Raw genomic sequence first — 14,534 nt, 5'->3', positions numbered from 1 at the left:
TAGTAAGTGGTTTGCATTTCGCATACTGATTCCTTCACCAGATTACGAAGTTGGATACCGTCTATGGATCACAATCCGCAGTCACAGCTAAAGTCACTTGTTATTAAAGGCAAGGAACAAGGCTATCTGACCTACGCCGAAGTAAATGACCACCTACCTGCTGAAATCGTAGATTCAGAACAGGTAGAAGACATCATTCAGATGATCAACGACATGGGCATTAAGGTAGTAGAAACTGCTCCTGATGCTGATGATTTAGCACTGAACGATGACACAAATATTACCGATGAAGATGCAGCCGAAGCTGCAGCCGCTGCACTGTCTAGCGTAGAGAGTGAGATTGGTCGTACCACAGACCCAGTACGTATGTACATGCGTGAAATGGGTACTGTCGAACTTCTAACTCGCGAAGGCGAAATCGACATCGCAAAACGTATTGAAGAAGGTATTAACCAAGTTCAATCGTCTGTTGCTGAATACCCAGGTACGATTCCGTACATTCTTGAGCAATTTGACAAAGTTCAAGCTGAAGAACTACGCCTTACTGACCTTATTTCAGGTTTTGTAGACCCAGATGCTGACGACACCGCTGCACCAACAGCAACACACATCGGTTCTGAACTGACTGAATCTCAGTTAGAAGAAGAAGACGATGAAGACGTTGATGACGACGAAGATAGCGATGACGATTCAGATGATTCTGAAGAAGATGTAGGTATCGATCCTGAATTAGCGCTAGAGAAATTCAACCAACTACGCAGCACCTATCAAAATCTTCAATTAGCAATCAACGAGTACGGCTATAACAGCCCGAAAGCGACCGTTGCTAATGAAATGATGCTAGACGTATTCCGCGAGTTTCGTCTAACGCCTAAACAGTTTGATCACCTAGTGAATGAACTGCGTACTGCTATGGATCGCGTTCGTACTCAAGAACGCCTGATCATGAAGTCTGTGGTTGAATACGGCAAAATGCCGAAGAAATCATTCATCGCGCTGTTCACTGGTAATGAATCAAGTGAAGCTTGGTTGGATGAAGTTCTTGCTTCAGATAAGCCATACGCTGAAAAGATCAAACGTAACGAAGAAGAAATCCGTCGTTCAATCGCTAAGCTAAAAATGATTGAAGAAGAGACTTCTCTAAACGTACAAAACATTAAAGACATCAGCCGTCGTATGTCTATCGGTGAAGCAAAAGCTCGCCGTGCGAAGAAAGAAATGGTTGAAGCGAACTTGCGTCTTGTAATTTCTATCGCGAAGAAATACACCAACCGTGGCCTACAGTTCTTGGATCTTATCCAGGAAGGTAACATCGGTCTGATGAAAGCGGTAGATAAGTTCGAATACCGTCGTGGTTACAAGTTCTCGACTTACGCAACGTGGTGGATCCGTCAGGCAATCACTCGTTCAATCGCGGACCAAGCACGTACGATTCGTATCCCGGTCCACATGATCGAAACGATCAACAAGCTAAACCGTATCTCTCGTCAAATGCTGCAAGAGATGGGTCGTGAGCCATTACCAGAAGAACTGGCTGAGCGTATGCAGATGCCAGAAGACAAGATTCGCAAAGTTCTGAAAATCGCTAAAGAGCCTATCTCAATGGAGACACCAATCGGTGACGACGAAGATTCGCATCTAGGTGATTTTATCGAAGATACAACGCTAGAACTGCCGCTAGATTCTGCAACTGCAACTAGCCTTAAAGTGGCAACAAAAGACGTGCTTGCAGGTCTAACGCCACGTGAAGCGAAAGTACTTCGTATGCGCTTTGGTATTGACATGAACACTGACCATACTCTAGAAGAAGTTGGTAAGCAGTTCGACGTTACTCGTGAGCGTATCCGTCAGATCGAAGCAAAAGCACTACGTAAACTTCGTCACCCAAGCCGCTCAGAGACTCTGCGCAGCTTCCTAGACGAATAACCGCAGCGCATACAAGCTTTTAGAAATCAAAAAAGGTGACTTTAGGTCACCTTTTTTATTATCTACTGTTCTAAGTGGATAAAAACTAAGCGCAATTGCCCTAGTTGGTATCTAGACACCTTGCAACGCTTCCCCTATAATCGTTGTCCTATTAAGGCCCCTTAGCTCAGTGGTTAGAGCAGTCGACTCATAATCGATTGGTCCCCAGTTCAAGTCTGGGAGGGGCCACCAAATTTTGAAAGGCGTAGCAGGTTAGTACCTACTACGCCTTTTTTGTGTCTGCTGACTTTGGGTACAGTTGTGAGTGTAGTAATTCGTTGCTCATATCCTCAACAACTTCAAACTTATCATCTTCCTCGATTCTACCCTCTCTTTCTTTTCGCTTATTACCAATCTTTCTATATAGTCGTAGAAACAAAATGTCTGCTCGCTATTTAAACCATTGACCCTTTTTCGACTTCTGATAGGATGGACATGTAAACGTATGGACGTCTAAAACAAAAATGGAGTTACAATGAAAAGTATTCGTCACCTAAAGAAACTAGCTTTGGTTCTCACGGCAGTAGTTGGCTTAAGTGCTTGTGGAGAAAAAGATAACTCTGTCATTAAAGTGGGAGCAACCGTAGGGCCTCATGCTCAAGTAGTTGAAGCAGTAGCGAAGGAAGCAGCGAAGCAAGGCTTGAATGTAGAAGTCATCGAGTTTTCTGATTACGTGACACCCAATGCCGCGCTTAGTGATGGTAGCATCGACATTAACAGCTATCAGCACCAACCATTTTTAGACAACTTCAACAATAGTCATGACGCCCAATTAGTGTCGATTGGTCAATCCATTCTGATGCGCATGGGGCTTTATTCTAACAAGTATCGCTCATTACAAGAGCTTCCAAACAATGCACGCATAGCAATTCCAAACGATCCAACTAATGGTGGTCGTGGTCTATTGCTACTCGCCGATGCAGGTTTAATTGAGCTTAAACAAGGTGTTGGCCACAAATCCGCCCTAACTGATATTACAAAAAATGCAAAGTCGTTTGAATTTGTCGAGGTAGATGCCGCCCAGTTACCACGAACATTGGATGATGTAGACGCGGCTGCGATCACAATGAACTACGTAATGTCTTCTGGTTTAGACCCGAAGAAACAAAGTATCTATCTTGAAGCAAAAGACGCACCGCTGGCCGTCATGGTCATCGCTACTCGTGACGCAGACAAAAATAATGAAGCGTATAAAAAATTCGTTTCTATTTACCAATCTCAAGCAATTCGTGATTATCTCGATCGTACGTTCAAAGGCACAATAGAAGCAGCTTTTTAATCAATAAAGCAACGAATACTTTGCCCACGAATCAGATAGAAAAGAGGCTAATGTTTTCTCATAGCCTCTTCTTTTCACTCCTCACTCAATCGGCTTATTGTCGACTTTCAGCCTCTAATTTCATTGCTAAATAAGCTTGGTCCGCAGAAACCAATTCAGGGCGGTTAATCAACTTCCAAAGGAAGTATGGTGGGATTAAAAATACGACAAAGTAGAGAGATTCATGGAAGAATACATCGGCTATCGCTTGCTGATGCTCCCAGAGTGCCGTCAGTGCAAAGAGCTCTAACATCACACCTAAAACACCAAAGACGACAGAAACAACAATCGCTAAACCCAGTAGTTCTCTAATAAAGTGCTTGTATGCCATGATACTAATTCCTTCTAGCAGTAAGTCATACTAACTTACGCTCATAAGAAACAAGCCAGCTTGACTATTATCAAACTCCCCTCATCACAGTTAAGAACTTAGTTTTATAAAAAAGGACTTGTATATAACGCCATTGAAGATTGACCTCTCTATCACAATACAATGACATCATTTCTCGACTTTGAGACTAGCCTTTTACATTTATCAGCAGTGTAAACAAGAGGTCATAATGAAAAAATATACCTACCCTTTACTTGCCATCTCAGGCGGTCTTTTATTGACGGGCTGTGGTAGCGACGACTCTTCATCCGATACAGAAGCAGCCACTTTTTCTCTCAGCGTTTCCGATGCGCCTGTCGACGATGCCAACAAAGTCGTCTTAGCGTTTAAAGATGTTGTCCTTGTACCATTTGACCCAGAAACTGGCGAACAAACTGGAGAACATATTCTGTTAGATGTTAGTGACAATGGAGCACTACACCAAGTTGATCTAATGGAATATCAGGGAAGTAACGCTAAAACGATCATTAGCGAGCAAGACATCGCTCCTGGTGACTATGCTATGTGTGTGTACGCTAAAGACGGCAAACAATTAAACGATACAACGCTGTCATACGTAGAGAAGACAGACGGCAACATCAAAGGCTTAGTTGTGCCTAGCCGAGGCAGCTGTTTTGGTTTTAAACCAGATACGAGCGATCAAGGTCGCTTGAAGTTTTCGCAAAAAGGTCAGTATGTAAAAGTTCATACTGGTCATAATAGCTATGTTGTCGAGTTTGATTTGCGTAAAGGCCTGGCAGATCCAACGGGCAAAGATTACATGAACATGAACTCTAATGCGGTAAGCTTAGTAAACGCATCAGAATCAGGTCATATCGGTGGTGAAGTCAGTGAAATTCAGTATCAAGCGTGTGAAGCAGACAGTGCAGCATCAAATGCAATAAATGACGTTCCTGCCGTTCACTCAGTCTATCTTTACGCAGGTTCGATGGATCGCTCAACCATGGGCGATATGGGCGCGATGGAACCACTCCAAGCTCCAATTGCAGTAGCTAACGTGAATGAATCGCAAGACGATGAAGGCAATACAACCTACAGCTACGAGTTTGGTTACATTGGCCCAGGCACCTACAGTATTGGGTACACCTGTACCGCGTATGTTGATACACCAGATAACCATGAAACATCAGAAGATGGCTTCCTGATTTATCAACATTACACACCTGTTGATGTGGTCGAAGGTGAGCATACAGAGCAAGATATTAATCCTATCCTATAGCTCTCGTCTTATCGAAAGCCGCTCACACGAAGAGCGGCTTTTTGACTATTATTTTAATCCGATAAGTAATACTGAACGGTTGAGACCACTCGTACTTTCTTAATGTAAGGCGTGTTGCTGTCTCGGTCATAAATCGAGAACTGCCCTTGCGTGGCACGTTTGATCTTACCCAGTGAACTCTGCGAGTCTTTGGCAAACTTTTGCGCCACTTCGCGGGCGTTTTTGGTCGCCTCTTCAATCATGTCTGGCTTTACATCATTTAGCTTAGTAAAGCTGTACTCAATGCGGTTCGCGTACGGGTCCTGATTCAGCAGTACGCCTTGTTTTCCTAGCTCACCAATCTCATTAATTGCCGCTCGAACCACATCGACACTTTGACTATAAACCGTAACGGTCCGCGAGGCTAAATAACGAAACTCGATATCTTGCTCACTCCCGTATTGCTGTGCTTTTCGGTCAATGACAGCAGGAGAAGAAAGGGAAACGCTCGTTTCAGGGAGCCCTTTGGCACTTAAGAAATCCAGAATCAAACGCGTTTGCTGATCGATGTCATCAAACATAGCCCCCATATCATTACTCGCTAAGGTGAACTGAATTGGCCAGATCACTGTATCGGCAGAGTACTCTCGTTCAGACAATCCCTTCACCGTTACCACTCGCTCATAGGCTTTGTATTTGACTGCCGTTTGCTGAATAAAAAAGCCCAATACTCCTAAACCAATGATCAGACACAGCCCGAGCCATATTGACGCTCTATTGGAAATCTTCTCCATTCATCCTCCTAATTTCGCCAAAAGTAACAATTCGTCGTATCGATAACATAGCTCAACTATGGCCAGAAAATGGCGACCTAAAGCCAAGTTTTTGTCATATCGTTCGAAATGGTGAATAGAATAAATTACAATTGAACAGTGTTTTATTGTGAGTTTTAAGATTATGTTGAAAATAAAATGGCTGGTAGTTCTGAGCGGATTATTTGTCTCAACGGCTTGTTTGAGTACTGACGACTTAGTAATGGATGACAACTCAACACAAGAACCCCAAGTGGGTATGTGCGATGAAGATCAATGCGAAGGGAAACGCTTTGATGGTCGCATTCTGCTAGACAATGAGCCGACCAAACAGGTCTTGAGCTCACTAGAAAGTCTCGGTGAAACGCTCAACTCTCTGAGTATCCTGATGTTTGCTGGCGACAAAACGTAACGCTAAGGCGTTCCTATCCCCTTCGCCTTTGGTCAACAAAGCTTCACCAGTTTGTCACCAAAGGCTCATGGATTTGCCTCTGAACTGTCATCTGTAATTTCTACTATCCGATCAGCCACTTGTACGCTGAGGTAAATATGGATAGTTCGACCCCTTTTCGTCTCCCTCGTAAAACGCCGTTTGGCATTGGTGAAAACGTTGCTGAATGGGCAACAGGTTTGAGTCAGCTCGATAAATTCTACGCCCAACGCCCCGTGAATGCGGATACCAAAACTTTCTTGCGATTTACGCTGGATATTTTGGGGATCGACTATCGCATTGCCCATGGTTCGCTCGACGCAGTGCCAAAGCAAGGCGCAACCGTCATTGTGGCGAATCACCCTCTCGGTTGTGTTGAAGGCGTGATTCTCGCCGAGCTACTATTGATGATACGAGACGATATCCAAATTTTAGCGAATCAGTACCTAAAAACCGTACCAGAGCTCGACCAACTTTTTATTGGTGTCGACGTATTCGAAGGCAAAGACGCCGTCAAATCGAATATGAAGGCCCTCAGAGCAGCCAACAAACACCTTGCGAATGGCGGCTTGTTATTGGTTTTCCCTGCGGGTGAAGTGTCGCAGTTAGTGGATGCCAAACAACAGCGTTTAGAAGACAAAGAATGGAGCCGCAGTGTCAGTGCGTTAATTCGTAAGAACAAAGCCGCCACTGTTCCCGTCTTCATTCGTGGGCAGAACTCAAAACGCTTCTACATGGCAGGTAAAATACACCCTCTTTTACGCACCTTGATGTTGGGAAGAGAGCTGCTCAATAAGAGCGCGAAAACCATTGAATTGTCCTTTGGGCAAGCGATCAAGTTTAAAGAACTCAATAACCTCAACGATGATCAGATCGTCAATTATCTGAGGCTTAACACCTACCTGCTTAACCGCGATGTAAGTGCCACTCAGCAAACGGTCTCAGACAATGATCTCTTACCTATTGCAGCAGGGTTACCCATAAGCCAATTGCTTGAAGAGCTGCACAGCTTACCGACAGAAACCCAATTGCTTCAAAGTGGCGAGTTCGACGTATATTGCGCCAGCGCGCAGCAGATCCCATCTCTCCTGCATGAAATTGGCCGCTTGCGAGAACATAATTTCCGTCAAGTTGGCGAAGGGACTGGACAAGCGATAGACATCGATCATTTCGATCATGATTACCTGCACCTATTTGTGTGGGATCGTGAGAACCAATGCATGGTAGGTGCTTACCGTCTTGGATTAGTTGATCAATTATTGGCGAAATATGGCGTAGAAGGATTGTATTCGCGCACCTTATTCAACTATGACCAAGGCTTTCTCGATCAAATGGGCAAGTCGATTGAAATGGGTCGCTCTGTGATTGCCGAGCAATATCAAAAAAGCATGAGTGCCCTACTCTTACTCTGGAAAGGCATAGCGACTTTTGTCCATCAACATCCCGAATACACGCACTTGTTTGGCCCAGTGAGCATCAGCAACGATTACAGCCATACCGCGCGTCAGTTGCTGGCACAATCGATGACCCTACACCACTACGACAACGACTGCGCCGAATACGTCACTCCGTCAAATCCACTGCCAGAAACCAACTTAAACTGGAATACCAGCATGCTAACCGCATTGGGAGATTTACAGTTGCTATCTCGCGTGATCGCTCGAATTGACGAAGGCAAAGGCGTTCCGGTATTACTGCGCCAATATTTGAGTTTGAATGGTAAGTTGGTGTGTTTTAACGTCGATCCGGCGTTTAACAACGCACTGGATGGATTGATTATGGTGGATTTACGCGATGTGCCTGAGAAAACGCTTGCACGTTACATGGGCAGTGAAAACGCGCGCGAGTATTTAGCTCTGAACCATTAACCGTCGTCTAAAAACGTAGGAGGTATCGCGCTGCTCAAAATCGCTCTAAACAACACAACGCGAGCAGCGTGATGCGTTATTTACCCATAAGACATTAAAAACAAAGTGTTTAGTTAAACTCATCGCAAAAAGGCCAGTCATCTCAAGCTTTAATCCACAAAACGCCAACATCGCACAAACGTTCACGTTATAAACTTTCACAAAACTTCAAAATAGTCATAGATCACATTTCTAATCAAACCTGACTTCAAACAAAATGTGACATTGATCATTTCGAGTATTTAATTTGAATTGAAAAAGAAATTAAAGGTGATCTTAATCACAATGAATTTTGATTTTATATTTGTCAGAGGATCGAATTGATCACTAATATTTTTATTGACAGATTTGAAAGTCATTTTTTGTTATTAAGTTACATATCAATTAATTGATCATCATCACTTAAAAAATGCTTTTCATCCGAAGAAATGCGGGGGTTGATCACGAAAAACCCGTCGTCAGTTCCAATTGGAAAATGTGTGGTAAATTGATTGGGTACTAAGCAATCAAACAAGCGGTTTTGGCGAACCGTTTACGACAACATATTCATCAGAACATCGAACGGGGAATTGTTATGATATCACCAGATGCCAAGATCAAGATACAAAATTTTGGTCGTTTTCTGTCAAACATGGTAATGCCTAACATCGGCGCGTTTATCGCGTGGGGCTTTATCACTGCTCTATTTATCCCAACCGGATGGCTACCAAATGAGACGTTAGCTTCCATGGTTGGTCCTATGATCACTTACTTGCTGCCACTACTGATCGGTTACACCGGTGGTAAATTAGTGGGCGGCGATCGCGGCGCGGTCGTTGGTGCAATAACAACCATGGGCGTGATCGTCGGTACCGACATCCCAATGTTTATGGGCGCAATGATGGTTGGCCCAATGGGTGGCTGGGCAATCAAAAAATTCGATAACTACATCGACGGTAAAGTAAAAAGCGGCTTCGAGATGTTGGTGAACAACTTCTCTGCGGGCATCATTGGTATGCTGTGCGCCATTTTGGCTTTCTTCCTTATCGGTCCATTTGTCAAAGTGCTTTCAGGCGCATTGGCAGCAGGCGTAAACTTCCTTGTTTCAGCGCACCTTCTGCCACTGACTTCTATTTTTGTTGAGCCAGCGAAGATCCTGTTCCTAAATAACGCGATCAACCACGGCATCTTCTCTCCACTGGGTATTCAGCAAGCGTCTGAAACTGGTCAATCGATCTTCTTCTTGATCGAAGCGAACCCAGGTCCTGGTCTAGGTATTCTGCTGGCTTACATGGTGTTTGGTAAAGGTACGGCTCGTCAAACGGCAGGTGGTGCATCAATCATCCACTTCTTCGGCGGTATCCACGAGATTTACTTCCCTTACATCCTAATGAACCCTCGCCTAATCCTTGCGGCTATCGCAGGTGGTATGACGGGCGTATTCGTTCTAACTATGTTTAACGCAGGTATCGTTTCTCCAGCATCACCAGGCTCAATCTTCGCAATCTTGTTGATGACTCAGAAAGGTTCAATCGTTGGTGTACTAGCGTCTATCGCAGCAGCAACAGGTGTGTCATTCGCCGTAGCAGCACTGCTAATGAAGACACAAACGTCAACAGAAGAAGACGGTGATGAAGCAGCACTAGAAAAAGCAACATCACAAATGAAAGACATGAAATCTGCATCTAAAAACGATGCGGTGGTAAACAGCCAAAGCAAAGGTGACGTAGACCTAGCGACAGTACAAAGCATCATTGTCGCGTGTGATGCGGGCATGGGCTCGAGTGCAATGGGCGCGAGTATGCTACGCAAAAAGGTTCAAGACGCAGGTCTGAACATCCACGTAACCAACCTTGCCATTAACAGCTTACCAGAGAGTGCAGATATCGTGATTACTCATAAAGACTTAACGGATCGTGCTCGTAAGCATGCTCCAAACGCACACCACATTTCATTGACGAACTTCCTAGACAGCGAAATGTATAACCAGCTAGTCACCAAGTTACTGGCAGCACAAAACCAATCCGCAGCCAATGACGACCAAATGGTGAAAGTGTCAGTCATGGCGGCGAACGATGACTGCTTTGAGCCACAGCAGCCATCGGTATTCCAAATCCAGCGCGAGAACATTCACCTAGGTTTGAAAGCAGCCAACAAAGAAGAAGCCATTCGCTTTGCTGGCAACAAATTGGTTGAACTTGGCTACGCAGAACCAGAATACGTAGACGCGATGTTTGAGCGTGAAGCGCTGGTTCCAACTTACCTTGGCGAATCTATCGCGGTTCCTCATGGCACCGTAGAAGCGAAAGACCGCGTGAAGAAAACTGGCATTGTAATCTGCCAATACCCATCGGGTATCCAATTTACTGAAGATGACGACGATGTCGCGAAACTGGTTATCGGCATTGCCGCTAAGAACGATGAGCACATCCTGGTGATCACCACCATTACGAACGCGCTCGATGAGCCGGAAGCAATTGAGAAGCTAACCAGCACCAACGATGTAGAAGAAATTCTTAACATCCTTGGCGGTCAACAAGCGGCTTAATTGCTCCTTTAATTTGCTCCTGAGGCAAATGAGGTCAGCTGTCACCCCCTATGCGGTTGGCCTCACCCTAGTTTCGTAAGTCAACATTTTCAGATATTGGTAGGTAAGAATTATGAAAAACGCAGTTCATTTTGGTGCAGGTAACATTGGTCGTGGTTTCATCGGTAAACTCTTGGCAGACGCAGAAGTCGAGGTCACTTTCGCTGACGTTGATGCGCCGTTGGTAGACCAGCTCAGCCACAAACAAGAATACAAAGTGAAAGTGGTCGGTACTGAGTGCAAAATCGACACCGTTACCCACGTCACAGCCGTAAACTCAGCCAGTGATGACGTGATTGATCGCATCGTCAAAACCGATTTAGTTACCACAGCGGTCGGTCCAAACGTATTAGATATCATCGCGAAAACCATCGCGAAAGGTATCGCCAAACGTTTTGAAGCTGGTAATGACGCGCCACTTAACATCATCGCCTGTGAAAATATGGTGCGTGGCACAACACACCTAAAAGGCGAAGTATACAAACATCTGGATGAATCGCTGCACACAAAGGCAGACGAGTTGGTTGGCTTTGTTGATTCAGCAGTCGATCGCATCGTGCCACCAGCAGAAGCCGCCAACGATGATCCACTAGAAGTCACGGTAGAAAGCTTTAGTGAATGGATTGTGGATGAACAGCAATTCAAGGGCGAAATCCCTGACATCTCAGGCATGGAAAAGACCAACAACCTAATGGCCTTTGTCGAACGTAAGCTGTTCACCCTAAACACAGGTCACTGCATTACCGCTTATTTAGGTTGTTTGAAAGGGCACCGTACCATTCGTGAAGCAATTGAAGACCCAAGCATTCATGCTGAAGTAAAACAAGCAATGCAGGAAAGTGGCGAAGTGTTGATTCGTCGTTACGGCTTCGACCGTGATATGCACAACGCTTACATCGAAAAGATTCTAGGTCGCTTCGCCAACCCATATTTAGTGGATGAAGTGGATCGCGTTGGACGACAACCAATTCGTAAATTGGGTGCAAATGATAGATTAGTGAAGCCATTACTCGGTACAATCGAGTATGGCACTGAAAATAAAACACTTTTGAAAGGGATCGCGGCGGCGTTGAAATACACCAACGACACCGACCCACAAGCGGTGGAACTACAAACCTCATTAAAAGAGGTTGGCGTGACAAAAACGCTAGCAAAATACACCGGTCTGGCTGAAGACAGTGTTGAAGTAGCTCAAATAGAAGCGATTTACCACCAGCTTTAATCGAATCAAGGGGAGCTCTGCTCCCCATAAATATAATTTTAAACAGTTACTCAGTATATGGCAGATAACATCAACGAAACCGAGATCATTGAACGATTAAACAGCGCGCCATCGGTACGAGGCTTTTTTATTTCAGCAGTCGATGTGTTCAACGATTCCATCGACGGGCTAATACAAAGGATCTTTCGTAAAGATAACTTCGCCGTGCAATCAGTTGTTGGTCCCCTACTGCAAGACTCCGGACCGCTGGGCGATCTCTCTGTTCGTTTGAAACTCCTATTTGGCTTAGGCGTCCTCCCAGACGATATTTATCATGATATTGAAGACATCATTAAGCTTAAAAACCGACTCAATAGCGATGCATCCGACTACGAGTTCACTGATCCAAATATTCTAGAGCCAATCAAAAAGCTGCATCTGGTAAAGAAAATGGGCATGGTGCAATTAGAAGTCAACGAACCTGATGACGACATCGACCTTGAGTTTTATCAACTCCAACTTCAACGCCAGCAACAAATAATAAAATCAGGTCTCTCGCTCGCCATTGTCGAAATTTGCAATGAACTGGGCAAGGACAGCCCTTTTTAACCCAACCTCCGGCAAGGAACGCCTTCTCTACTAGCCTCTTTTCTTTGCGTATCCTTTCTGTATGACGTGCGTGAAAGCCATCACAGTCCATATTCGTATGTCTCTGTAATATCAGACCAATCTATCGCTGGTATTGAAACGGTATGGCATGCTTTCAATCGAAGACACTAAAACCAAATGGGCGTTTTTCCAGAAACACCATTGGGTATCTCCAGAATTTTCCCGCACTCCCGTACTTGAGTCGTGGGAGCGTTGCATAAAGCAATGCAGTCCTTACACCTGGTCAAAGCCACATATTGCCTCTGGCTTTACCTTCTCATCTCTGATGAAACGCAACGAGCACCTCATCGAATGCGCCACGACCGTACTTGAAGACACTTACGACATGCTAGGAGACGAAGACCTGCTATTGATGGTGACTGACGGCAACGGCTGCGTTCTTTCCGTTGTGGGACATGACTCAATGCAACAAGAGATGCAGGTACTCGGCATTAAACAAGGCTGTTTTCTATCTGAAGGAAAAATTGGCACAAATGCGGTCAATCTTTGTATTAGTACTCATATCCCGTGTGAAGTATTCGCAGCAGAACATTTCAATCGCCACTTACATTCTTATACCTCTGTAGCAGCACCTGTTTTCGACCAATTTGGCAAGTTACGCGGCACAACATGCCTTCTCAAAAAAGCAGAGAGCTATAAGAAAGAAAACTTGGTCATCATCGCGTCGAGCGCGAAAGAAGTCAGTTTGCAAATCCATATTCAGTCGGAACAAGAAAACATTAACCGCCTCACTTGTGCGCACAACGCAACGTTAGAATGCATGGATGATGGCCTTCTGGCCTGGGATGAAGAAAGCCGTATCACGATGGTAAATCATCAATCAGAGCGCTTGTTAAACATTGAAGCCAGTCAGGTCTTGGATAAAGAAGTCTTTTCTGTTTTACGCTTCCCGCCAAATGTCCTCAATAGTATTGAGTCGGGTGCAAGCATCAACCGAAAACTCACAACGGTAGAGGTTCGTGGAGAGTTTGTTGAGGCAATCATTACCTTGCGTCCACTCAACGACGGCACACACTTATTGTTTTTGCACCCTATCGATAAAATTCGCGAACTTGCTCAACAACAAATAGGTGGCAGTGCGCGCTATACGTTCAGTACTTTGCCTGTTATTTCACGAAAAATGAAGCATGTCATTACCGTGGCAAAACGGGCCATAAAGTCCAAATCACCGATTCTAATTACAGGTGAAGAAGGTGTAGGAAAAGCCACTCTCGCCATGGCGATTCATAACGAAAGCACCTACAAAGAAGGGCCGTTCATTACGCTCAACTGCCGCTCCATCAATACAGAGCAACTGGTCAAAGAAACCCTGGGATACGACGAGGGACAAGGCATGCCCTCTAAGTTTGAACTCGCCCATGGCGGTACGCTCTTTTTGGAAAAGGTGGAATATCTGTCACCCGATTTACAAGCCGTGCTACTTAAGTTGTTAAAAACTGGGCTCGTCAGCCGCAGCGACAGTTTGCGATTGATCCCCGTAGACTTTCAACTTATTACCAGCACCGCTTCAGAGATCAGCGAGTATGTAATTCAGCGCTCATTTGGTCGGCAACTTTATTATGAAATCTCCTCGAACGAGCTACATATTCCACCACTACGAAAGCGTAAAGAAGACATTGAATTTCTCGTCCAGCAGCTTATCAGCCATTATGAACGCCGCCACAATGTGACGATCTCGATAGAGCCAGTCGCACTGGAAGCGTTGATGAATTTTCGTTGGTCAGGTAATAACTCCGAATTAAGAAACCGAACTGAGCGAATCTTGCTGAACCGCAGTTCCAACTTAATCAAGCTGAACGATATTCCTGAAGACATTAAACTGAATTCTCGCCATACCGCAGAAAATACGCCAGTAATCACGTTAGAAGAAGCCGAGAGAAGAGCTATCGTTCAGGCTTGGAATCAGTGTGATGGCAAAATGCATGATATGGCGAGAGCATTGCAAATTGGCCGCACGACCCTATGGAGAAAAATTAATAAGTTTGGGCTGCAGGAACAAATGAAGCTGTATTAAGCCAAGAGTGAGTCCCACAACAAAAGCAAGACCGGCGTAAGCACGCCGGTATAGATGTACTAA

At 44.8% G+C, this 14,534-nt stretch carries 11 protein-coding genes and 1 tRNA gene; 10 read left to right on the top strand and 2 right to left on the bottom strand.

The window, feature by feature from the left end; genetic code table 11:
• The first annotated feature begins 63 nt into the window (after window positions 1–63).
• The 3 genes from rpoD to CBX98_RS05935 all read left to right on the top strand — a co-directional run bounded on the left by rpoD (window position 64) and on the right by CBX98_RS05935 (window position 3,244).
• Window positions 64–1,926, top strand: coding sequence for an RNA polymerase sigma factor RpoD (gene rpoD / locus CBX98_RS05945; RefSeq protein WP_005395986.1), 1,863 nt, complete (start codon window positions 64–66; stop codon window positions 1,924–1,926).
• A 155-nt stretch (window positions 1,927–2,081) separates the two neighbouring features.
• Window positions 2,082–2,157 (top strand) — tRNA-Ile (locus tag CBX98_RS05940).
• 283 nt (window positions 2,158–2,440) lie between these two features.
• A complete protein-coding gene (locus tag CBX98_RS05935; RefSeq protein WP_109168769.1) occupies window positions 2,441–3,244 on the top strand; it encodes a MetQ/NlpA family ABC transporter substrate-binding protein in 804 nt (267 codons plus the stop codon).
• 94 nt (window positions 3,245–3,338) lie between these two features.
• On the opposite strand, the gene CBX98_RS05930 is transcribed toward CBX98_RS05935, so the two are convergent.
• A complete protein-coding gene (locus tag CBX98_RS05930; RefSeq protein WP_012841145.1) occupies window positions 3,339–3,614 on the bottom strand; it encodes a hypothetical protein in 276 nt (91 codons plus the stop codon).
• A gap of 229 nt (window positions 3,615–3,843) precedes the next feature.
• Between CBX98_RS05930 and CBX98_RS05925 the strand changes: the two genes are divergently transcribed.
• On the top strand, window positions 3,844–4,893 hold the full coding sequence (locus tag CBX98_RS05925) for a DUF4382 domain-containing protein (protein WP_109168768.1): 1,050 nt from the start codon (window positions 3,844–3,846) through the stop codon (window positions 4,891–4,893).
• A gap of 53 nt (window positions 4,894–4,946) precedes the next feature.
• Here the strand turns inward: CBX98_RS05925 and CBX98_RS05920 are convergent, their stop codons facing one another.
• Window positions 4,947–5,666, bottom strand: a complete 720-nt coding sequence (locus CBX98_RS05920; protein ID WP_006742751.1) for an SIMPL domain-containing protein — start codon at window positions 5,664–5,666, stop codon at window positions 4,947–4,949.
• Between the two features lie 163 nt (window positions 5,667–5,829).
• Between CBX98_RS05920 and CBX98_RS26270 the strand changes: the two genes are divergently transcribed.
• From CBX98_RS26270 to dhaR, 6 genes are all read left to right on the top strand, one after another.
• On the top strand, window positions 5,830–6,096 hold the full coding sequence (locus CBX98_RS26270) for a hypothetical protein (protein ID WP_172605930.1): 267 nt from the start codon (window positions 5,830–5,832) through the stop codon (window positions 6,094–6,096).
• A 137-nt stretch (window positions 6,097–6,233) separates the two neighbouring features.
• Window positions 6,234–7,982: a GNAT family N-acyltransferase gene (locus CBX98_RS05910; RefSeq protein ID WP_109168767.1), complete on the top strand. Its 1,749-nt coding sequence runs from the start codon at window positions 6,234–6,236 to the stop codon at window positions 7,980–7,982.
• A gap of 613 nt (window positions 7,983–8,595) precedes the next feature.
• Window positions 8,596–10,548 carry a PTS mannitol transporter subunit IICBA gene (locus tag CBX98_RS05900; RefSeq protein WP_109168766.1) on the top strand — a complete coding sequence of 651 codons (1,953 nt, stop codon included), beginning with the start codon at window positions 8,596–8,598 and terminating at the stop codon, window positions 10,546–10,548.
• A gap of 112 nt (window positions 10,549–10,660) precedes the next feature.
• On the top strand, window positions 10,661–11,809 hold the full coding sequence (locus CBX98_RS05895) for a mannitol-1-phosphate 5-dehydrogenase (RefSeq protein ID WP_109168765.1): 1,149 nt from the start codon (window positions 10,661–10,663) through the stop codon (window positions 11,807–11,809).
• Window positions 11,810–11,866: 57 nt separating this feature from the next.
• Window positions 11,867–12,397, top strand: coding sequence for an MltR family transcriptional regulator (locus tag CBX98_RS05890; protein WP_109168764.1), 531 nt, complete (start codon window positions 11,867–11,869; stop codon window positions 12,395–12,397).
• Between the two features lie 148 nt (window positions 12,398–12,545).
• Window positions 12,546–14,471: a dihydroxyacetone kinase operon transcriptional regulator DhaR gene (dhaR, locus tag CBX98_RS05885; RefSeq protein WP_109168763.1), complete on the top strand. Its 1,926-nt coding sequence runs from the start codon at window positions 12,546–12,548 to the stop codon at window positions 14,469–14,471.
• Window positions 14,472–14,534 lie beyond the last annotated feature (63 nt).

It is taken from the genome of Vibrio sp. T9 (genome assembly GCF_003123985.1).
GTDB classification, from domain to species: Bacteria; Pseudomonadota; Gammaproteobacteria; order Enterobacterales; family Vibrionaceae; genus Vibrio; species Vibrio diabolicus.
Note: the sequence above shows the minus strand (reverse complement) of the source record. Positions and strands in the feature narration are given on the sequence as shown.

What these genes read in the sequence shown, in the direction of transcription:
- rpoD (WP_005395986.1), top strand. Translation starts at nt 64, where the DNA reads ATGGATCACAATCCGCAGTCACAGCTAAAGTCACTTGTTATTAAAGGC.
- CBX98_RS05935 (WP_109168769.1), top strand. Translation starts at nt 2,441, where the DNA reads ATGAAAAGTATTCGTCACCTAAAGAAACTAGCTTTGGTTCTCACGGCA.
- CBX98_RS05930 (WP_012841145.1), bottom strand. Translation starts at nt 3,614, where the DNA reads ATGGCATACAAGCACTTTATTAGAGAACTACTGGGTTTAGCGATTGTT.
- CBX98_RS05925 (WP_109168768.1), top strand. Translation starts at nt 3,844, where the DNA reads ATGAAAAAATATACCTACCCTTTACTTGCCATCTCAGGCGGTCTTTTA.
- CBX98_RS05920 (WP_006742751.1), bottom strand. Translation starts at nt 5,666, where the DNA reads ATGGAGAAGATTTCCAATAGAGCGTCAATATGGCTCGGGCTGTGTCTG.
- CBX98_RS26270 (WP_172605930.1), top strand. Translation starts at nt 5,830, where the DNA reads ATGTTGAAAATAAAATGGCTGGTAGTTCTGAGCGGATTATTTGTCTCA.
- CBX98_RS05910 (WP_109168767.1), top strand. Translation starts at nt 6,234, where the DNA reads ATGGATAGTTCGACCCCTTTTCGTCTCCCTCGTAAAACGCCGTTTGGC.
- CBX98_RS05900 (WP_109168766.1), top strand. Translation starts at nt 8,596, where the DNA reads ATGATATCACCAGATGCCAAGATCAAGATACAAAATTTTGGTCGTTTT.
- CBX98_RS05895 (WP_109168765.1), top strand. Translation starts at nt 10,661, where the DNA reads ATGAAAAACGCAGTTCATTTTGGTGCAGGTAACATTGGTCGTGGTTTC.
- CBX98_RS05890 (WP_109168764.1), top strand. Translation starts at nt 11,867, where the DNA reads ATGGCAGATAACATCAACGAAACCGAGATCATTGAACGATTAAACAGC.
- dhaR (WP_109168763.1), top strand. Translation starts at nt 12,546, where the DNA reads ATGCTTTCAATCGAAGACACTAAAACCAAATGGGCGTTTTTCCAGAAA.